The sequence below is a fragment of the Micrococcus sp. Alg238-R198 genome, from assembly GCF_900537135.1.
Lineage (GTDB): Bacteria > Actinomycetota > Actinomycetes > Actinomycetales > Micrococcaceae > Micrococcus > Micrococcus luteus.
Genome location: NZ_UNRH01000015.1, coordinates 18136 through 37240, shown reverse-complemented (window position 1 = coordinate 37240; position 19105 = coordinate 18136). Strand labels below are relative to the sequence as shown.

The following is a 19105-nucleotide window of genomic DNA, read 5'->3' as shown; positions in this document are numbered from 1 at the left end:
CGTGAGGGATGACGGCCTTCGGGTTGTAAACCTCTTTCAGTAGGGAAGAAGCGAAASTGACGGTACCTGCAGAAGAAGCACCGGCTAACTACGTGCCAGCAGCCGCGGTAATACGTAGGGTGCGAGCGTTATCCGGAATTATTGGGCGTAAAGAGCTCGTAGGCGGTTTGTCGCGTCTGTCGTGAAAGTCCGGGGCTTAACCCCGGATCTGCGGTGGGTACGGGCAGACTAGAGTGCAGTAGGGGAGACTGGAATTCCTGGTGTAGCGGTGGAATGCGCAGATATCAGGAGGAACACCGATGGCGAAGGCAGGTCTCTGGGCTGTAACTGACGCTGAGGAGCGAAAGCATGGGGAGCGAACAGGATTAGATACCCTGGTAGTCCATGCCGTAAACGTTGGGCACTAGGTGTGGGGACCATTCCACGGTTTCCGCGCCGCAGCTAACGCATTAAGTGCCCCGCCTGGGGAGTACGGCCGCAAGGCTAAAACTCAAAGGAATTGACGGGGGCCCGCACAAGCGGCGGAGCATGCGGATTAATTCGATGCAACGCGAAGAACCTTACCAAGGCTTGACATGTTCTCGATCGCCGTAGAGATACGGTTTCCCCTTTGGGGCGGGTTCACAGGTGGTGCATGGTTGTCGTCAGCTCGTGTCGTGAGATGTTGGGTTAAGTCCCGCAACGAGCGCAACCCTCGTTCCATGTTGCCAGCACGTCGTGGTGGGGACTCATGGGAGACTGCCGGGGTCAACTCGGAGGAAGGTGAGGACGACGTCAAATCATCATGCCCCTTATGTCTTGGGCTTCACGCATGCTACAATGGCCGGTACAATGGGTTGCGATACTGTGAGGTGGAGCTAATCCCAAAAAGCCGGTCTCAGTTCGGATTGGGGTCTGCAACTCGACCCCATGAAGTCGGAGTCGCTAGTAATCGCAGATCAGCAACGCTGCGGTGAATACGTTCCCGGGCCTTGTACACACCGCCCGTCAAGTCACGAAAGTTGGTAACACCCGAAGCCGGTGGCCTAACCCTTGTGGGGGGAGCCGTCGAAGGTGGGACCGGCGATTGGGACTAAGTCGTAACAAGGTAGCCGTACCGGAAGGTGCGGCTGGATCACCTCCTTTCTAAGGAGCATTAGTGCCCGTTGCATCACCGCGTGTGTGATGGCGGGTTGCTCATGGGTGGAACATCAATGAATGGTGCCAGTGGTGGTGCCGGCAGTGCTCGAGTACGTCATGCCTGTGAGGGTGTGGTTGGAATGGGTGGTGTTGGTGGCTGCGRGCTGGTGTTGGCACACTGTTGGGTCCTGGAACAGCAGGYRCCCTGACCTGTGAGGGTTGGGGTTGTTGTTTCTGGTCTCCGTATCTTGTGAAGCTGGCCTTGTGGGTTGGTGGATGGGGTGTGGGTTGTTGTTTGAGAACTGCATAGTGGACGCGAGCATCTTATTTTTTTGTTGCTGCATCGTTGATCGCACTGTTCCCCCTGGGGTGGTGTGTGAGGTGTGGTGATGCCGAGAATGACATCTTAGTTAGATATTGCTCATTTGAGGACTTTCATTGTGTGTGAAAGTTTCCAAGGGCGCATGGTGGATGCCTTGGCAACAGGAGCCGAAGAAGGACGTGGGAATCTGCGATAAGCCTGGTGGAGTCGATAACCGGACGTTGAGACCAGGATTTCCGAATGGGGAAACCCCGCACGACGTGTCGTGTGACCCCCGGTTGAACACATAGACCGGGTGGAGGGAACGTGGGGAAGTGAAACATCTCAGTACCCACAGGAAGAGAAAACAAAAGTGATTCCGTTAGTAGTGGCGAGCGAACGCGGATGGGGCTAAACCGTATGTGTGTGATACCCGGCAGGGGTTGCATGTGCGGTGTTGTGGGCCCCTCCTTGTCATGTCTGCCGGCATGGCGCAGTGAGGTGCGGGCATATAGACGAACCAGTGTGGATGCTGGACCGTAGAGGGTGAGAGTCCCGTAGTCGAAATGTGTTCCGCCGCTGTTGGAGGGTTGCCCGAGTAGCACGGGGCCCGAGGAATCCCGTGTGAATCTGCCAGGACCACCTGGTAAGCCTGAATACTACCTGTTGACCGATAGCGGATCAGTACCGTGAGGGAATGGTGAAAAGTACCCCGGGAGGGGAGTGAAATAGTACCTGAAACCATGTGCCTACAAACCGTTGGAGCCTCCTTGTGGGGTGACAGCGTGCCTTTTGAAGAATGAGCCTGCGAGTTAGTGATACGTGGCGAGGTTAACCCGTGTGGGGAAGCCGTAGCGAAAGCGAGTCTGAATAGGGCGATTGAGTCGCGTGTCCTAGACCCGAAGCGGAGTGATCTACCCATGGCCAGGTTGAAGCGCGTGTAAGAGCGCGTGGAGGACCGAACCCACTTCAGTTGAAAATGGAGGGGATGAGCTGTGGGTAGGGGTGAAAGGCCAATCAAACTCCGTGATAGCTGGTTCTCCCCGAAATGCATTTAGGTGCAGCGTCACGTGTTTCTTCCCGGAGGTAGAGCTACTGGATGGACGATGGGCCCTACAAGGTTACTGACTTCAGCCAAACTCCGAATGCCGGGAAGTGAGAGCGTGGCAGTGAGACTGTGGGGGATAAGCTTCATAGTCGAGAGGGAAACAGCCCAGACCACCGGTTAAGGCCCCTAAGCGTGTGCTAAGTGGGAAAGGATGTGGAGTTGCTGAGACAACCAGGAGGTTGGCTTAGAAGCAGCCACCCTTGAAAGAGTGCGTAATAGCTCACTGGTCAAGTGATTCCGCGCCGACAATGTAGCGGGGCTCAAGTACACCGCCGAAACCGTGGCATTCAGTTTTGCTGGATGGGTAGGGGAGCGTCGTTCACGAGGTGAAGCCAGCGGGTAACTTCTGGTGGATTGTGGACGAGTGAGAATGCAGGCATGAGTAGCGAAAGACGGGTGAGAAACCCGTCCGCCGGATGACTAAGGGTTCCAGGGTCAAGCTAATCTGCCCTGGGTAAGTCGGGACCTAAGGCGAGGCCGACAGGCGTAGTCGATGGACAACGGGTTGATATTCCCGTACCAGTGAAGAACCGTCCATGCTGAGCCGGTGATACTAACCGCCCGAACCATCCCGAACCCCGTCTTTGACGGGGACGGTGGTGGGGAGCGCGGGACCTGAACCGGGGAGGCAAGCGCATTAACAGGTGTGACGCAGGAAGGTAGCCGGGCCGGGCAATGGAAATGACCTGGTCTAAGGGTGTAGGGCTGCCGGTAGGTAAATCCGCCGGCTGTATGCCTGAGACCTGATGGGCGCCCACATGGTGGGTGATCCGGTGATCCTATGCTGCCTAGAAAAGCATCGGCGCGAGGTTCAAACTGCCCGTACCCTAAACCGACACAGGTGGTCAGGTAGAGAATACTAAGGCGATCGAGAGAATCATGGTTAAGGAACTCGGCAAAATGCCCCCGTAACTTCGGGAGAAGGGGGGCCCCAACCTTGAGCACCACGTGCTGGTGTGAGGGGATCGGGGCCGCAGAGACCAGGGGGAAGCGACTGTTTATCAAAAACACAGGTCCATGCGAAGTCGTAAGACGATGTATATGGACTGACTCCTGCCCGGTGCTGGAAGGTTAAGGGGACCCGTTAGCTTCGGCGAAGCGGAGAACTTAAGCCCCAGTAAACGGCGGTGGTAACTATAACCATCCTAAGGTAGCGAAATTCCTTGTCGGGTAAGTTCCGACCTGCACGAATGGAGTAACGACTTCCCCGCTGTCTCAACCATGAACTCGGCGAAATTGCATTACGAGTAAAGATGCTCGTTACGCGCAGAAGGACGGAAAGACCCCGTGACCTTTACTATAGTTTGGTATTGGTATTCGGTGTGACTTGTGTAGGATAGGTGGGAGACTGTGAAGCGGGCACGCCAGTGTTCGTGGAGTCGCCGTTGAAATACCACTCTGGTCACTCTGGATATCTAACTTCGGCCCGTGATCCGGGTCAGGGACAGTGCCTGATGGGTAGTTTAACTGGGGCGGTTGCCTCCCAAAATGTAACGGAGGCGCCCAAAGGTTCCCTCAGCCTGGTTGGCAATCAGGTGTCGAGTGCAAGTGCACAAGGGAGCTTGACTGTGAGAGTGGCAGCTCGAGCAGGGACGAAAGTCGGGACTAGTGATCCGGCGGCTCGTTGTGGAACGGCCGTCGCTCAACGGATAAAAGGTACCTCGGGGATAACAGGCTGATCTTGCCCAAGAGTCCATATCGACGGCATGGTTTGGCACCTCGATGTCGGCTCGTCGCATCCTGGGGCTGGAGTAGGTCCCAAGGGTTGGGCTGTTCGCCCATTAAAGCGGTACGCGAGCTGGGTTCAGAACGTCGTGAGACAGTTCGGTCCCTATCCTCTGCGCGCGTTGGAAATTTGAGAAGGTCTGTCCTTAGTACGAGAGGACCGGGACGGACGAACCTCTGGTATGTCAGTTGTACCGCCAGGTGCATGGCTGATTAGCTACGTTCGGGATGGATAACCGCTGAAAGCATCTAAGCGGGAAGCCGGCTTCGAGATGAGATTTCCTTGCCCCTTTGAGGGTGTGAGGCCCCCAGCTAGAACACTGGGTTGATAGGCTGGATGTGGAAGCGAGGACTGAAGACTCGTGAAGCTGACCAGTACTAATAGGCCGATGACTTACACACACTCTTATCCTATTGCTTGCTTCAAGGTGATGGGTTGGTGTTCGCGTCCACTGTGCGGTTGTCTGATTGCAACCGGCTGTCTGCTTGTTGGTGGGTGGTTGGGGTGTTTTGAGTTGAATAGTGTCACTGTTGTGTGACCCGTAGGTTTCCCTGCTGTTGCCCGTGTTGAGGGTGGTGGTGTGGGGTTAGGGTTACGGCGGTCATAGCGTGGGGGAAACGCCCGGTTCCATTCCGAACCCGGAAGCTAAGGCCCACAGCGCCGATGGTACTGCAGCCGGGAGGTTGTGGGAGAGTAGGTCGCCGCCGGACATTCTTTGAGGGAGGGCCTCGCACTGTTGGTGCGAGGCCCTTCCCGCATTTCTGGACTGTTTTCCCCGCAAGGACGGTCTGCCACAGGCTCCGGGCACTAGCCTGGTCCCCTGAGGACCCGGCCGCGAGGCCGGCACATGAGGAACAGAGACCGCGTTCCCGCGGACCGTCGCGGCGTGACGCCCAGGAAGGACACCATGGCTGAGGACACCCCCCGAGAGCGCCGCGAGGACCGCGGATCCGAGGGCCGCGGGCCCCGTGGTGGCGGTGATGGCCGGCGTCGTGGTGGAGACCGCGACGGACGTCCTCGCAGCGGTGCCGGTGACCGGCGCCGCTCCGGCGGGCCTCACGAGGACCGGCGGCGCGGCCCGGGCCAGGGGGGCGGACGCCCCGAGCGCCGCGGTGCGCCGACGGGCCCTCGTCGCGAGGACCGCGCCGAACGACCCGCGCACAATCCCGGTGACCTCCGAGCGGCGAATCGTGCGGACCAGGAGCGCTCTCCGGACATCGACCCGGACGTGACGGGCCAGGAGCTCGACCGCGGCACGCTCAAGGAGATCAACGGCCTTGACGAGCGTCCTGCCAGCTGGGTCGCCAAGCATCTCGTGATGGCCGGCCGCTACCTGGACGTCGACCCGGCGCTGGCGTTCCAGCACGCCCTCGCCGCGTCCCGCAAGGGCGGCCGCCTCTCACGCGTGCGCGAGGCAGTCGCGCTCACCGCCTACGCGGCGGGGGAGTACGCCGACGCGCTGCGCGAGTTCCGCACCTACCGGCGTATGACGGGCGATGACACCCACATCGCCGCGCAGGTGGATAGCGAGCGTGCCCTCGGCCGCACGGAGAAGGCCCTGCAGCTGGCCGCCGAGGTGGATGCCTCGCGTCTGGACCGGGCGGCGCGGGCCGAGCTGGCCATGGTCGTCTCCGGCATCCGCGAGGACGCCGGCGACCTCCAGGGCGCCCATGAGGCCCTGCAGATCCCGGAACTGGACCGGCGGCGCGGCTACCCCTTCTCTCCCCGGCTGTTCCAGCGTCAGGCCGACGTGCTGCTCGCCCTGGGGCGCCGCGACGAGGCTCGGCTCTGGGCGCGCGCCGTGCGCGTCGCGGAGAAGGCCCTCGGCGTGGGCGGGTTCGCGGACCCGGAGATCATCGACGTGGACACCGAGCCGGTCGAGGACCCCCGGGACCGCCGCCCGTCCCCCCGCGAACGGCGCCACGAGCGGTCTGCGGCCGAGGCCGGTGCGGAGCCGACGGCGGACGGATCCCCGGCCGAGGAGCCGGAGGCCGCCACGGAGCCGCCGGCCGCCGTCGACGCGCCGGACGAGGTCGACCCGAACCAGCTGTCGCTGTTCGACGCCCTCGAGGCCCCGGAGGCGGACGGTCGGTGAGCGCCACGTTCTTCGACGGTCACGACGGGCTGCTGTGCGACCTGGACGGCGTCGTCTACGCCGGAGGCGGCGCGATCGCCGGGGCGGTCGAGACGCTGTCGACGCTGCAGGAACGGGGCGTGCCGGTCGGGTTCGTGACGAACAACGCCTCCCGCGCGCCGGAGTCCGTGGCCGAGCATCTCCGCACGCTCGGGGTGCCCGCGCAGGCGGGGCAGGTCTTCGGCTCCGCACCGGCGGGCGTCGACCTGCTCGAGGAGACGCTGGGCCGCCGCACCGGTCGGGTGCTCGTGGTCGGCTCGGCGTACCTGCGCGCCGTGGTCGAGGAGCGGGGCTACGAGGTGGTCGCGTCCGCGGCGCAGCGTCCCGACGCGGTGATCCAGGGCTTCGACCCCGGTCTCGGCTGGGCCGATCTGGCGGAGGCGGCGTACGCCGTGCGCGCCGGGGCCACCTGGGTCGCCACCAACCTGGACACCTCGATTCCGCGCGCGGAGGGGATCGCCCCCGGCAACGGGGCCCTCGTCGAGGCGGTGGGCCGGGCCACCGGCACCGCGCCCGTCGCGGCGGGCAAGCCCGAGCCACGACTGTTCCGGACGGCGGCCGACGCCCTCGGCCTGGCCCGTCCCCTCGTGGTCGGCGACCGCCTGGACACGGACATCCGCGGCGGCAACGCGGCGGGGTTCGACACGGTGCTCGTCCTGACCGGCATCGACACGCGCGAGACCGCGGGCGCCGCCCCCGGGCCAGACCGGCCGACGTGGGTCCGTGCTCACCTGCCCGCTCTGCTCGCCGGCGGGGCCGAGGCCTCCGCGGACCCACGGCGTGGCTGAGACCGCACGCGCCGACGTCGCCCTGGCCGCTCGGGGCCTGGCACGCTCCCGCACGGAGGGCGCGGCGCTCATCCGCGCGGGACAGGTGCTCCTCGACGGCCGCCCGGTGCGCCGGCCCGCCGACCGCGTGGCCGCCGACGCCACCCTGCGCCTGCGCGACCCGGGCCCGCGGTACGTCTCCCGTGCGGCCCACAAGCTGGTCAGCGCACTCGAGGCGTTCCCGGACGTGGGCGTGGCCGGCCGCCGGGCGCTCGACGCCGGGGCCTCCACCGGCGGCTTCACCCAGGTCCTCCTCGAGCGGGGCGCTGAACGGGTGGCCGCCGTCGACGTGGGCCACGACCAGCTGGCCCCGCCCGTCCGGGCCGACCCTCGCGTCCTCGTGCGCGAGGGGCTCAACGTCCGCGACCTCACGGCCGAGGACATCGACGGTCCGGTGGACCTGGTGGTCTCCGACCTGTCCTTCATCTCGCTGCGTCTCGTCCTCGCCCCGCTCGCGGGCGTGTGCCGACCCGGCGCCGAGCTGCTGCTCATGGTCAAGCCCCAGTTCGAGGTCGGGCGGCGCGCTCTGCCGCGGACGGGCGTCGTGACCGATCCCGACGCCCGCCGCGACGCCGTCGCGGGGGTGGCCGCGGCCGCGCTGGGCGCCGGCCTCGCACCGCGCGGCCTTGCCCGATCCGGCCTGGCCGGCCAGGACGGGAACGCCGAGTTCTTCCTGCGACTCCGCCGTCCCGACGCCACCGCGGCCGACGACCCGGCTGGCGGGACGGGCCCGGCCACGCCCGCCGGCGAGAGCGCCGCCGGGTGGGTCCGGGGCGCGCACATCGACTGGTCCTGACCCCCGACCGGGGGACACCGCCCGTCCACGGGCGCGGGGCCACCGGTTCGCGCGTCCGGTCTCGTGGCTATCCTGGAGCGCAGTGCCCGGCACCCCGGCCCGCGGAAGGAACCATGCCCTACACCCCCGGACGTCGCGTCCTCGTCCTGACCCACACGGGCCGCGAGGACGCCATCAGCGCGGCGCTGCAGGCCACCCGCATGTTCGCGGAGGAGGGCCTGGTCAGCGTCATGCTCGAACAGGACGTGGCCGCCATCCGCGCGGCCGCGGGGGACCCCCCGGAGTTCGCGCCGGAGGCCCTCGGGGTCGACTGCGAGCTCGAGGACATCACCCTCGGCCTCGTCCTCGGCGGCGACGGCTCGGTGCTGCGGGCGGCCGACTTCGTCCGCGGCTACAACGTGCCGCTGCTGGCGGTGAACCTGGGCCACGTCGGCTTCCTCGCCGAGTCCGAGCGCACCGACCTGCACCGCACCGTCCAGGCGATCGCCTCGGAGTCCTACGTGGTGATCGAGCGCATGGCCCTGGACGTCGTCGTGCACGTGGAGGGCCGCGAGGTGGCCCGCACGTGGGCCCTCAACGAGGCCTCCGTGGAGAAGTCCCACCGGGAGCGGATGCTCGAGGTGGTCGTGTCCGTGGACAACTCGCCGCTGACGGCCTTCGGCTGCGACGGCGTCGTGCTGGCCACCCCCACCGGCTCCACGGCCTACGCCTTCTCCGGCGGGGGCCCTGTGGTGTGGCCCTCCGTGGAGGCCCTGCTGTGCGTGCCCATCAGCGCCCACGCCCTGTTCACCCGCCCCCTCGTGGTGGGTCCGCGCTCCACGATCGGCGTGGACGTGCTCACCCGCACCCGCGAGACCGGTGTGCTGTGGTGTGACGGCCGGCGCACCGTCGAACTGCCGCCGCAGGCCCGGATCGAGGTGTCCCGGTCGGCGGAGCCGGTGCGCCTGGCCCGTCTCAACCCGACTCCCTTCGCGGAACGGCTGGTGCGCAAGTTCCGGCTGCCCACGGACGGCTGGCGCGGCCCCGTCACCGCCCAGGAGCGGGCGGGCGTGCTCCACGCGGTGGAGACCGTCGAGCCGCGGCACGCGGGGCCGCGTCCCGACGTCGTCGAACCGGCCACCATGCCGCTGTCGGTGCTCTCGCCCGCGGACATCCAGCGCCACCGCGACCGCGGGGCGCGTCACCCCGGGGAGGACGCATGATCGACCATCTGAGGATCTCGGGGCTCGGCGTGATCGGCGAGGCCACCGTGGACCTGGACCCCGGCTTCACCGTCGTCACCGGTGAGACCGGCGCCGGCAAGACCATGGTGGTCACCGCCCTGGGCCTGCTGCTCGGTGCTCGCGCCGACGCGGGCGCGGTCCGCCGGGGCTCGTCCCGAGCCGTCGTGGACGCCGGCGTGCGCGTGGCCGCGGACCACGCGGCGCTCCGCCTGGCTCAGGAGGCCGGTGCGGTCGTGGACGAGGGCGACGACGGCACCCGCGACCTGGTCCTCAGCCGCAGCGTCACGGCGTCGGGGGAGGGCACACGCTCCCGCGCCGCGGCCGGCGGCCGTTCCGTGCCCGTGGGCCTGCTCTCCGAGATCGGGGCCACGCTCGTGGCCGTGCACGGGCAGAACGACCAGGTCCGCCTCCAGGGCGCCGACGCCCAGCGGCACGCCCTCGATGCGTTCGGCGGCGCCGAGCTCGCCGCGGCCCTGCGGGCCTACCGCGCCGACCACGCCGCCTGGGCCGCCGCGCGTCGGGAGCGCGAGGAGCTCACCACCCACCGCCAGGAGCGGGCCCGCGAGGCCGAGGCGCTCCAGCGCTCGCTCGAGGAGATCGACCTCGCCGACCCGCAGGAGGGGGAGGACGAGGAGCTGCGGGCTCTCATCCGCCGGCTCGAGGACGTCGAGGAGCTGCGTGCCGCCTCGGGGGAGGCGCACGCCCGACTGGCCGGCCCCGACGTGGACGCGATGGACGAGACCCCCGGCGCCGTCAGCCTCGTGGAGGGGGCGCGGCAGGCCGTGCTCGCCGCCCCCGGCGACGACCCCGAGCTCGCCGCCGCGGCCGCGCGCCTGGCCGAGGCCGCCGTCGTGCTCACGGACATCGCCGGCGACCTGGCCCGCTACACCGCTGACCTGGACGCCGACGCGGCCTCCGACCTCGACGCGGCCCAGTCGCGGCTGGCCGAGCTCACACGACTGCAGCGGCTCTACGGGCCGGAGCTCGCCGACGTGATCGACTGGGCCCGGACCCAGCGTCCGCGCCTGGACGAGCTGCAGGGCGACTCCGGCCGCCTCGAGGAGCTCGAGGCGGAGGTCGACCGGCTGGACGCCGCGCTGCGCGAGCGGGCCGCGACCCTCACCGCCCTGCGCACCGCGGCCGCCGAGCGGCTCGAGACCGCGGTGACCGAGGAGCTGCACGCCCTGTTCATGCCGGACGCCTCGTTCCACGTCGGGCTGACGCCGGTCGCCGGGGACGGTCTCGGCCCGTACGGCGCTGAGGACGTCACGCTCGCCCTGCGCCCCCACGCGGGCGTCGAGCCCCGGCCCCTGGGCCGCGGCGCCTCCGGCGGCGAGCTCTCCCGCGTGATGCTCGCCCTCGAGGTGGTCCTGGCCGCCACGGACCCGGTGCCCACCTTCGTGTTCGACGAGGTCGACGCCGGCGTGGGCGGTGAGGCCGCCGTGCGGATCGGGGCACGCCTGGCCCGGCTCGCCCGCCACGTGCAGGTCATCGCCGTGACGCACCTGCCCCAGGTCGCCGCCTATGCGGACCGGCACGTGCGGGTGGAGAAGAACTCGGATCCGGCCGCGGGTGTGACCACCTCCGACGTCGTGACCCTGACGGCCGACGAACGGGTCGAGGAGCTCGCCCGCATGCTCGCCGGCCGCGGGGACTCCGCGGCGGCCCGCGAGCACGCCCGGGAGCTGCTCGAGTCCTCCGCCCGCGAACGCGGCTGACCCGGTCCGCGGACGCCGCCCCGACATGAAAGGATCGCCCCATGCCTGAGATCCCCGCGTCCGCGGGACGCTCGCCCCTGCGCGACCTGCACGTCCCCCGCCCGGTGAAGAAGTCGAAGACCGTCTACGAGGGCCGAGTGTGGGACATCGCCCGGGAGTCGTTCCGCCTGGACCCGGCGGACAAGTCCCGGGATCCGCTGACCCGGGAGCTGATGGTGCACCCGGGCGCCGTGGCGATCCTCGCGGTCCGCACCAAGCTCACCACCACCGGCCCCCGCGAGCAGGTGGCCCTCGTCCGCCAGTACCGCCACCCCGTGGGCATGGAGCTGTGGGAGATCCCGGCGGGCCTGCGGGACGTGGACGGGGAGGACCTCCACCAGGTCGCCGTCCGTGAGCTGGCCGAGGAGGCCGACCTGCGCGCCCGCGAGTGGCACACCCTCGTCGACTACTACACGACCCCGGGCGGCTCCAGCGAGGCGATCCGCGTGTTCCTGGCCCGTCAGATCGAGGAGATCCCCGACGGCGAGCGGCACACCCGGCAGGACGAGGAGGCGGCCATGCCGCTCGTGTGGGTCGGCCTCGACGAGGTGACCGACGCCGTCCTGGACGGCCGGGTGCACAACCCGTCCACCGTCGTCGCCGTGCTGGCCCTGGGCGCCCACCGGGCCCAGGGCTGGCGACGCCTGCGTCCCGTGGACGCGCCGTTCGTCCCCGACCGCCACGGCCCCGGGGCGGACTGGCCCGCGTGAGCACCGACCCGGCCGCCCGGGGGAGCGGCGAGGCCGAGGCCCGTGGGAGCCGTGGGGGCCGGGGCGCGGAGTCCGCGCTCGCGGCCCCGTTCCGCCGCCACCTGGAGCACCTGGCCGTCGAGCGGGGCCTCGCCGCGAACACGCTGGCCGCCTACCGCCGCGACCTCGAGCGCTACCGCCGCTGGCTCGAAGCCCACGGGGTGCGCGCCCCCGCCGACGTCGACCCCGGCCACGTCTCCGGCTTCCTGCGGGCGCTGGGCACCGGCGAGGACGGCGGGCGGCCCCTCGCGGTCCGCTCGGCGGCCCGCGTGCTCGCGGCCGTGCGCGGCCTGCACCGGTTCTGGGCCCTCGAGGGACTCACGCCCGCCGACCCCGCCCGCGACGTCCACCCGCCGAAGCCGGGCGACCGCCTGCCGAAGGCGCTCCCCGTGGAGCAGGTGACGGCGCTGCTGGAGGCCGTGCCCGTCGACACCCCCGCCGGACTGCGGGACCGCGCGCTGCTCGAGTTCCTCTACGGCACCGGCGCCCGCATCTCCGAGGTGGTCGGCCTCGACGTCGACGACGTGGTGGGGCTCGCGCAGACCGGGGACGACGGCGGCCAGCCCGTGGTCCGCCTGTTCGGCAAGGGGTCCAAGGAGCGCGTGGTGCCGATCGGCTCCTACGCGGCCGCCGCGCTCGACGCATGGCTGGTGCGGGGACGGCCCACGATCATGACGGGAGTCACACGCTCCACGCCCGCCCTGTTCGTCAACGCCCGCGGGGGCCGGCTCTCCCGGCAGTCCGCGTGGGCCGTGCTGAAGCGGGCGGCCGAGCGCGCCGGCCTCGAGGCGGACGTCTCGCCCCACACCCTGCGCCACTGCTTCGCCACGCACCTGCTGGCCGGCGGCGCGGACGTCCGCGTGGTCCAGGAGCTGCTCGGGCACGCGTCCGTGACCACCACGCAGGTGTACACCCTCGTCACCGTGGACTCCCTGCGCGAGGTCTACTCCGCCGCGCATCCGCGCGCGCGCTGAGCCCCGCACCTGATACGCTCAAGATCCGTGGTGAAACGAACTTCTCGTACTCAGACGTCCACGCGCGTCACCCGTCACGTGTTCGTGACCGGCGGTGTCGCCTCCTCCCTCGGCAAGGGGCTCACGGCCTCCTCGCTCGGCCACCTGCTCAAGGCGCGCGGGCTCAGGGTGGTGATGCAGAAGCTCGACCCCTACCTCAACGTGGACCCGGGCACCATGAACCCGTTCCAGCACGGCGAGGTGTTCGTCACCGAGGACGGCGCCGAGACGGACCTGGACATCGGCCACTACGAGCGCTTCCTCGACGAGGACCTCGACGGCCTGGACAACGTGACCACCGGCCAGGTGTACTCCACCGTGATCGCCCGCGAGCGCCGCGGCGAGTACCTCGGGGACACCGTCCAGGTCATCCCGCACATCACCGACGAGATCTGCCGCCGGATGCGCCTGCCCGCGGAGCCCCGCGGCGACCGCCCCGCCCCGGACGTGATCATCACGGAGATCGGCGGCACCGTCGGCGACATCGAGTCGCAGCCCTTCCTCGAGGCCGCCCGCCAGGTCCGCCAGGACGTCGGCCGCGACGACGTCTTCTTCCTGCACGTCTCCCTCGTGCCGTACATCGGCCCCTCGCAGGAGCTCAAGACCAAGCCCACCCAGCACTCCGTGGCCGCCCTGCGCTCGATCGGCATCCAGCCGGACGCGATCGTGCTGCGCTCGGACCGGGCCGTCCCCGACGATGTCCGCGGCAAGATCGCCCGCATGTGCGACGTCCCGCAGGACGCCGTCGTCAACTGCGCCGACGCCCCCTCCATCTACGACATCCCCCGCGTCATCCACGACCAGGGCCTCGACGCCCACGTGGTGCAGTCCCTGGACCTGAAGTTCAAGGACGTGGACTGGACCGCGTGGGATGCCCTCATGGACGCCGTGCACCACCCGGAGCACGAGCTCACGGTGGCGCTCGTGGGCAAGTACGTGGACCTGCCGGACGCCTACCTGTCCGTCACCGAGGCGCTGCGCGCCGGTGGCTTCGCCCACCGGGCCAAGGTGGGCATCCGCTGGGTGGCCGCGGACGAGTGCGCCACCCCCGAGGGCGCGGCGGTGGCGCTCGCGGACGTCGACGCCGTGTGTGTGCCCGGCGGCTTCGGCGTGCGCGGGCTCGAGGGCAAGCTCGGCGCGCTGCGGCACGCCCGCGAGCAGCGGATCCCGACGCTGGGTCTGTGCCTGGGCCTGCAGTCCATGGTCATCGAGTACGCCCGCAACGTCCTCGGCCTGGAGGACGCGGACTCCACCGAGTTCGACCCGGAGACCGCCTCGCCCGTGATCGCCACCATGGCCGAGCAGGAGCAGATCGTGGCCGGCGAGGGGGACCTCGGCGGCACCATGCGCCTGGGCGCCTTCCCCGCGACCCTGCGCCCGGGCTCCGTGGTGGCCGAGGCCTACGGCACCACCGAGGTGACCGAGCGCCACCGCCACCGCTACGAGGTGAACAACGCCTACCGCGACCGCCTCGAGGAGGCCGGTCTCGCGATCTGCGGCACCTCCCCGGACGGCGCCCTCGTGGAGTTCGTGGAGCTGCCCCGGGACGTGCACCCGTACTACGTGTCCACGCAGGCCCACCCGGAGTTCTCCTCCCGGCCGACCCGCCCGCACCCGCTGTTCGCCGGCCTCGTCGCCGCCGGCCTGGCCCGCCGCGCCGACGCGGCGGCCCGGCGCTGAGGGGCCGACGACCGGCCCGACACAGTGGTCACGACACGCCGTCGCCGCGCCCGGCACGCGGCGTGTCGTGACCACTCTGCGAGGGCGTCGCACCGATGACGACACGACGACGGCGGGCCGCCCCACCCGGGGCGACCCGCCGTCGTCGTGCACGCGGCACCGCGCCGCGAGCGAATGGGGCGACGTGTCGGAGGTGATCTGCGTCTACACCTCCGACAAGTCGCCCCGACCGCCCCTCACGAGGCTCAGCCCGCCGGCAGCTCCCGCTGCTCGGGGCCGTCGTAGGCCGAGAGCGGGCGGATCAGCGCGTTCGCGGCGCGCTGCTCCATGATGTGGGCGGTCCAGCCCGTGATGCGCGAGGCGATGAACAGCGGGGTGAACATCTCCGTGTCGAAGCCCATCAGGTGGTAGGTCGGGCCGGCGGGGTAGTCGAGGTTCGGCTTGATCTGCTTGGCCTCGTCCATGGCCTGCTCCAGACCGTCGTACAGGCCGAGCATCTCCTCGCGGCCGTAGTGCTCGATCATCCGGTCCAGCGCGGCCTTCATGGTGGGCACGCGGGAGTCGCCGTTCTTGTAGACGCGGTGGCCGAAGCCCATGACCTTCTTCTTCTGGGCCAGGGCGTCCTCCATCCACGCCTTCGCTCGGGCGGCGGCGTCCTCACGGGACTCCTCCTTCCGGATGCCGATCTCGTCGAAGGTGTGCATCACGGCCTCGTTGGCGCCGCCGTGCAGGGGGCCCTTGAGCGCGCCGATCGCACCGGTCACGGCCGAGTGCAGGTCGGAGAGCGTCGAGGTGATCACGCGCGCGGTGAAAGTCGAGGCGTTGAACGAGTGCTCGGCGTACAGCACCATCGAGACGCGGAACGCGTCCACGACCTCCGGGGCGGCCTCCTCGCCGAACGTCATCCAGAGGAAGTTCTGCGAGTAGTCCAGGTCCTCGCGCGGCTCCACCACGTCCTGGCCGCGCCGGCGGCGCTGGTCGTAGGCGACGACGGCCGGGAACGCCGCGAACAGGGCCTGGGCCTTCTCCAGCTCGGCCTCGGGGGAGGAGTCCTCCGCCTTCGGGTGGTTCGCGCCGAGCACGGACACGGCGGTGCGTCCGACGTCCATGGGGTGGCAGTCGGTGGGCAGCAGGTCGATGGCCTGCTTCACCTTCGGGTCGAGGGCACGGTGCGCGCGCTCGAAGTGCTCGAACGCGGCCAGCTCCTCGTCCGTGGGCAGCTCGCCCGTCCAGAGCAGCAGCGCGACGGCCTCGAACGAAAGCTGCGCGGCCAGGTCCTGCACGGGGTAGCCGCGATACAGCAGGGAGTTCGTCTCCGGGTTGACCTTGGAGATCGCCGTGGTGTCCACGACGACGCCGGCCAGGCCCTTCTTGATCTCGGTCTCGGTCATGGTGTCCCTCCTCGGGGAGTGGGGCCCGCCCGCGCACGGGCGGGCCCGGTGACGGGTCAGAGGTCGGCGTGGTTGGCGCCGATGTCGAGCGTGGGCACGTCGAAGTTGAAGATGCCCGTGTCGAAGGCGTTGTAGCCCTCGTAGTCCACCAGCTCGTAGAGGCGGGCGCGGGTGAGCATCTGCTCCACCTGCGACTGCTGGGTGCCCTCCTCCTTGATGGCGTCGAGCACGCGCTCGGCGGCGCCCATCGCGGAGCGCAGCAGGGTGACCGGGTAGATCACCATCGCGATGCCGGCGTCCGCCAGCTGCCGGCGGGTGAACAGCTCGGACTTGCCGAACTCGGTCATGTTCGCCAGGACCGGGACCCCGAGGGGCTCCAGCTCGCGACACACGGTCTCGAACTCGCCGATGTCCTTCAGGGCCTCCGGGAAGATCGCGTCCGCACCGGCCTCCACGAGCGCCTTCATGCGGGCGATCGCGGCGTCCAGGCCCTCCACGGCACGCAGGTCGGTGCGCGCCATGATGAGGAAGTTCGGGTCCCGGCGGGCGTCGACGGCGGCGGCGATGCGCTTGACCGCGGTGTCGAGGTCCACCATGTTCTTGCCGTCGAGGTGGCCGCATCGCTTGGGGTTGAACTGGTCCTCGATGTGGCAGCCGGCCAGGCCGGCGTTCTCGAACTCCTGCACCGTGCGGGCCACGTTCATCGGCTCGCCGAAGCCCGTGTCCGCGTCGATGAGGCACGGCAGGTCCGTGAGGCGGGCGATCTGCCCGCCGCGCACGGCCACCTCGGTGAGCGTGGTCAGCCCGACGTCGGGCAGGCCCAGCTCGTTCGCGAGCACGCCGCCGGAGATGTACACCCCGGGGAAGCCCTTCTCCTGGATCAGCTTGGCGGTCAGCGGGGTGAACGCGCCCGGGAACTGCTGGGCGCCGCCCTGCTTCAGGGTCTGCCGCAGGTCGATCCGCTTCTGTTCGGCCGTCTTCGTCGAGTACAGCATCAGAACAGGCCCTTCGGGGCGGCGGCGAGGTCGGCCTCGGGCAGGAACGCCGGGTCCGCCAGGATGTTCAGCTGGTCCAGCTCGCCGGGCTGCAGCTCGGCCACGCGCTCGGCGGCGGCCAGGAAGCGGTCCTGCTCCTCCTTCGAGACGATGCCCTCGGCCAGGGTGCGGAACTTCTGGATGTACTGTTCGCGGGCGAAGGGCCGGGCGCCGAGCGGGTGGGCGTCGGCCACGGCGATCTCGTCGGTGATGACGGTGCCGTCCTTGAGGGTGATCTCCACCGCGCCGCCGAACGCCTTCTCCGCGAGGTCCAGCGAGTGGTAGCGGCGGGTCCACTCCGGGTCCTCCACGGTGGTCACCCTGTGCCACAGGGCCACGGTGTCCTCGCGCTGGGCGCGCTCGGGGGCATAGGAGTCCACGTGGTGCCAGGAGCCGTCCTGCAGGGCCACGGTGAAGATGTAGGGGATGGAGTGGTCGAGGGTCTCGCGCGAGGCCGTCGGATCGTACTTCTGCGGGTCGTTGGCGCCCGAGCCGATCACGTAGTGGGTGTGGTGCGAGGTCTTGATCAGCACCGACTCGACGTTCGCCGGGTCGGTGGCCTCGGGGTGCTCCCTGTGGAGCTTGCGGGCCAGGTCGATCCAGGCCTGGGCCTGGTACTCGGCCGAGTGCTCCTTGGTGTAGGTGTCCAGGATGCCGCGCTTGGGCTCGCCCTGCTCGGGCAGCGGCACCTCGTAGGAGGCGTCCGGGCCGTCCAGCAGCCAGGCGATCACGCCGTCCTCGCCCTCGTAGATCGGGACGGGGGAGGTCTGGCCGCGCATGGCGCGGTCCACGGCCTCGACGGCCATCTTGCCCGCGAACGCCGGGGCGTGGGCCTTCCACGTGGAGATCTCGCCCTTGCGGGACTGGCGGGTGGCGGTGGTGGTGTGCAGGCCCTGGCCGATGGCCTGGAAGATGGTCTCGGTGTCCAGGCCGAGCAGGGTGCCGATGCCGGCGGAGGCGGAGGGGCCGATGTGGGCCACGTGGTCGATCTTGTGGCCGTACAGGTTGATGGACTTCACGAGGTCCACCTGGATCTCGTAGCCGGTGGCGATGCCGCGGATCAGGTCCTTGCCGGAGCGGCCGGCGTGCTGGGCGACGGCGAGGATCGGCGGGATGTTGTCGCCCGGGTGGGAGTACTCGGCGGCCAGGAACGTGTCGTGGTAGTCCAGCTCGCGGACGGCCACGCCGTTGGCCCACGCGGCCCACTCGGGGGAGACCTTCTGCTCCACACCGAACACGGAGGCGCCCTCGCCGCCGGTGGAGACGGGGTGGGACAGGGCCTGGGCGCGGGCGGCGACGATCGGGCCGCGCTTCAGCGAGGCGACGGCGACGGAGGCGTTGTCGATGATCCGGTTGACGATCATCTCCTCGACCTCGGGCAGCACCTCGACGTCGTCGACGGCCACCTCGGCCAGCTTCCAGGCCAGCTGGTCCTTGCGCTCGAGGTTCTCCTCGGAGCGGTGGACGCGCACGTGATGGTTCTTCATGGTCGGTCTCCTTCGGTGGGGGTCAGCAGGGTCGGGGTCTCCTCGGCGCGGCCGCGCCGGGTCAGATGGTGGAAGGCGTGGTGCAGGTGGACCCGCGTGGTCGCCTCCGCGAGGTCTGCGGCGCCCGAGCCGACGGCGTCGGCGATGTCCGCGTGCTCCGCGGCGGAGGCCGCGAGGCGGGCCGGGTCGTCCGCGGCCAGTCGGCGCAGGCGCGCCAGGTGCAGGCGCAGGGTGCGCAGGGTGGAGACGAGGTAGGGGTTCGCGGCGGCCTCGTCCAGCCGGCTGTCCAGCTCGGCCGTCATCGCGTAGTAGTCCGCCGGGTCGGTCCCGCCGCGCAGGGCCGCCTCGGCCTCCTGGAAACGGCCCGCGAGGACCGTGAACCGCTCGGCCGCCTCCGGGGTGGCCCGCTGCGCGGCCCGGCGCGCCAGGAGGGACTCGAGGGCGATGCGCAGGTCGAACAGCTGGTCCGCCTGTTCGAGGGACAGGTCGGCGACGACGATGCCCCGGCCCGGGGCCTGCTCGGCCAGGCCGTCGGCCACCAGGCGGGAGAGCGCCTCGCGCAGAGGGGTGCGCGAGATGCCCAGGCGCTCGGCCTGCTCCACCTCGCCCAGGCCCGCGCCCGGAGGGAGGGACCAGTCGAGGATCTCCGCCCTCAGGGCCTGGTACGCCCGCTCACTCGCTCGCATGCCGCCAGTGTATACACAACAGTCCCGCCGAGGGCAGGGGGTGTGTCCGATGCGCGTGCCGGGCGACGCCGTCC

The 19105-nt window shown here is 69.5% G+C and carries 12 protein-coding genes and 3 rRNA genes; 11 read left to right on the top strand and 4 right to left on the bottom strand.

Annotated elements, in window-relative coordinates:
• The 11 genes from G6R13_RS11290 to G6R13_RS11240 all read left to right on the top strand — a co-directional run.
• Window positions 1–1125 (top strand): 16S ribosomal RNA (locus tag G6R13_RS11290); the annotation flags it as partial.
• 438 nt (window positions 1126–1563) lie between these two features.
• Window positions 1564–4655 (top strand): 23S ribosomal RNA (locus G6R13_RS11285).
• Between the two features lie 192 nt (window positions 4656–4847).
• A 5S ribosomal RNA gene (gene rrf, locus G6R13_RS11280) occupies window positions 4848–4964 on the top strand.
• Between the two features lie 518 nt (window positions 4965–5482).
• Window positions 5483–6349 (top strand): hypothetical protein, encoded by an 867-nt coding sequence (locus tag G6R13_RS11275; protein WP_230278193.1) that lies wholly within the window; start codon window positions 5483–5485, stop codon window positions 6347–6349.
• Window positions 6346–7176 carry an HAD-IIA family hydrolase gene (locus tag G6R13_RS11270; protein ID WP_123244153.1) on the top strand — a complete coding sequence of 277 codons (831 nt, stop codon included), beginning with the start codon at window positions 6346–6348 and terminating at the stop codon, window positions 7174–7176. Before G6R13_RS11275 ends, G6R13_RS11270 begins: the two co-directional genes overlap by 4 nt.
• Window positions 7169–8011, top strand: a complete 843-nt coding sequence (locus tag G6R13_RS11265; RefSeq protein ID WP_123244154.1) for a TlyA family RNA methyltransferase — start codon at window positions 7169–7171, stop codon at window positions 8009–8011. Before G6R13_RS11270 ends, G6R13_RS11265 begins: the two co-directional genes overlap by 8 nt.
• 113 nt (window positions 8012–8124) lie before the next feature.
• Window positions 8125–9213 carry an NAD kinase gene (locus tag G6R13_RS11260; protein ID WP_065573206.1) on the top strand — a complete coding sequence of 363 codons (1089 nt, stop codon included), beginning with the start codon at window positions 8125–8127 and terminating at the stop codon, window positions 9211–9213.
• Window positions 9210–10952: a DNA repair protein RecN gene (recN, locus tag G6R13_RS11255; RefSeq protein WP_061866978.1), complete on the top strand. Its 1743-nt coding sequence runs from the start codon at window positions 9210–9212 to the stop codon at window positions 10950–10952. The genes G6R13_RS11260 and recN overlap by 4 nt, the downstream gene beginning before the upstream one ends.
• A 41-nt stretch (window positions 10953–10993) precedes the next feature.
• Entirely contained in the window at window positions 10994–11701 is a 708-nt protein-coding gene (locus G6R13_RS11250) for an NUDIX hydrolase (protein WP_041102685.1), read from the top strand.
• Entirely contained in the window at window positions 11698–12714 is a 1017-nt protein-coding gene (gene xerD, locus G6R13_RS11245) for a site-specific tyrosine recombinase XerD (RefSeq protein WP_036315732.1), read from the top strand. Before G6R13_RS11250 ends, xerD begins: the two co-directional genes overlap by 4 nt.
• A gap of 9 nt (window positions 12715–12723) precedes the next feature.
• Window positions 12724–14433 carry a CTP synthase gene (locus G6R13_RS11240; RefSeq protein ID WP_078025592.1) on the top strand — a complete coding sequence of 570 codons (1710 nt, stop codon included), beginning with the start codon at window positions 12724–12726 and terminating at the stop codon, window positions 14431–14433.
• A gap of 245 nt (window positions 14434–14678) precedes the next feature.
• On the opposite strand, the gene G6R13_RS11235 is transcribed toward G6R13_RS11240, so the two are convergent.
• The 4 genes from G6R13_RS11235 to G6R13_RS11220 are packed head-to-tail and all read right to left on the bottom strand — an operon-like array spanning window position 14679 to window position 19031.
• The gene (locus G6R13_RS11235; RefSeq protein ID WP_119217225.1) at window positions 14679–15824 is read right to left on the bottom strand and encodes a bifunctional 2-methylcitrate synthase/citrate synthase; all 1146 of its coding nucleotides are present in this window, start codon (window positions 15822–15824) and stop codon (window positions 14679–14681) included.
• A 56-nt stretch (window positions 15825–15880) separates the two neighbouring features.
• Complete coding sequence (gene prpB / locus G6R13_RS11230; protein WP_123244155.1) at window positions 15881–16819, bottom strand: methylisocitrate lyase; 939 nt, start codon at window positions 16817–16819, stop codon at window positions 15881–15883.
• Window positions 16819–18345: an MmgE/PrpD family protein gene (locus G6R13_RS11225; protein ID WP_134416927.1), complete on the bottom strand. Its 1527-nt coding sequence runs from the start codon at window positions 18343–18345 to the stop codon at window positions 16819–16821. The genes prpB and G6R13_RS11225 overlap by 1 nt, the downstream gene beginning before the upstream one ends.
• Entirely contained in the window at window positions 18342–19031 is a 690-nt protein-coding gene (locus G6R13_RS11220; RefSeq protein WP_020628108.1) for a GntR family transcriptional regulator, read from the bottom strand. Before G6R13_RS11220 ends, G6R13_RS11225 begins: the two co-directional genes overlap by 4 nt.
• Between the last annotated feature and the right edge of the window lie 74 nt (window positions 19032–19105).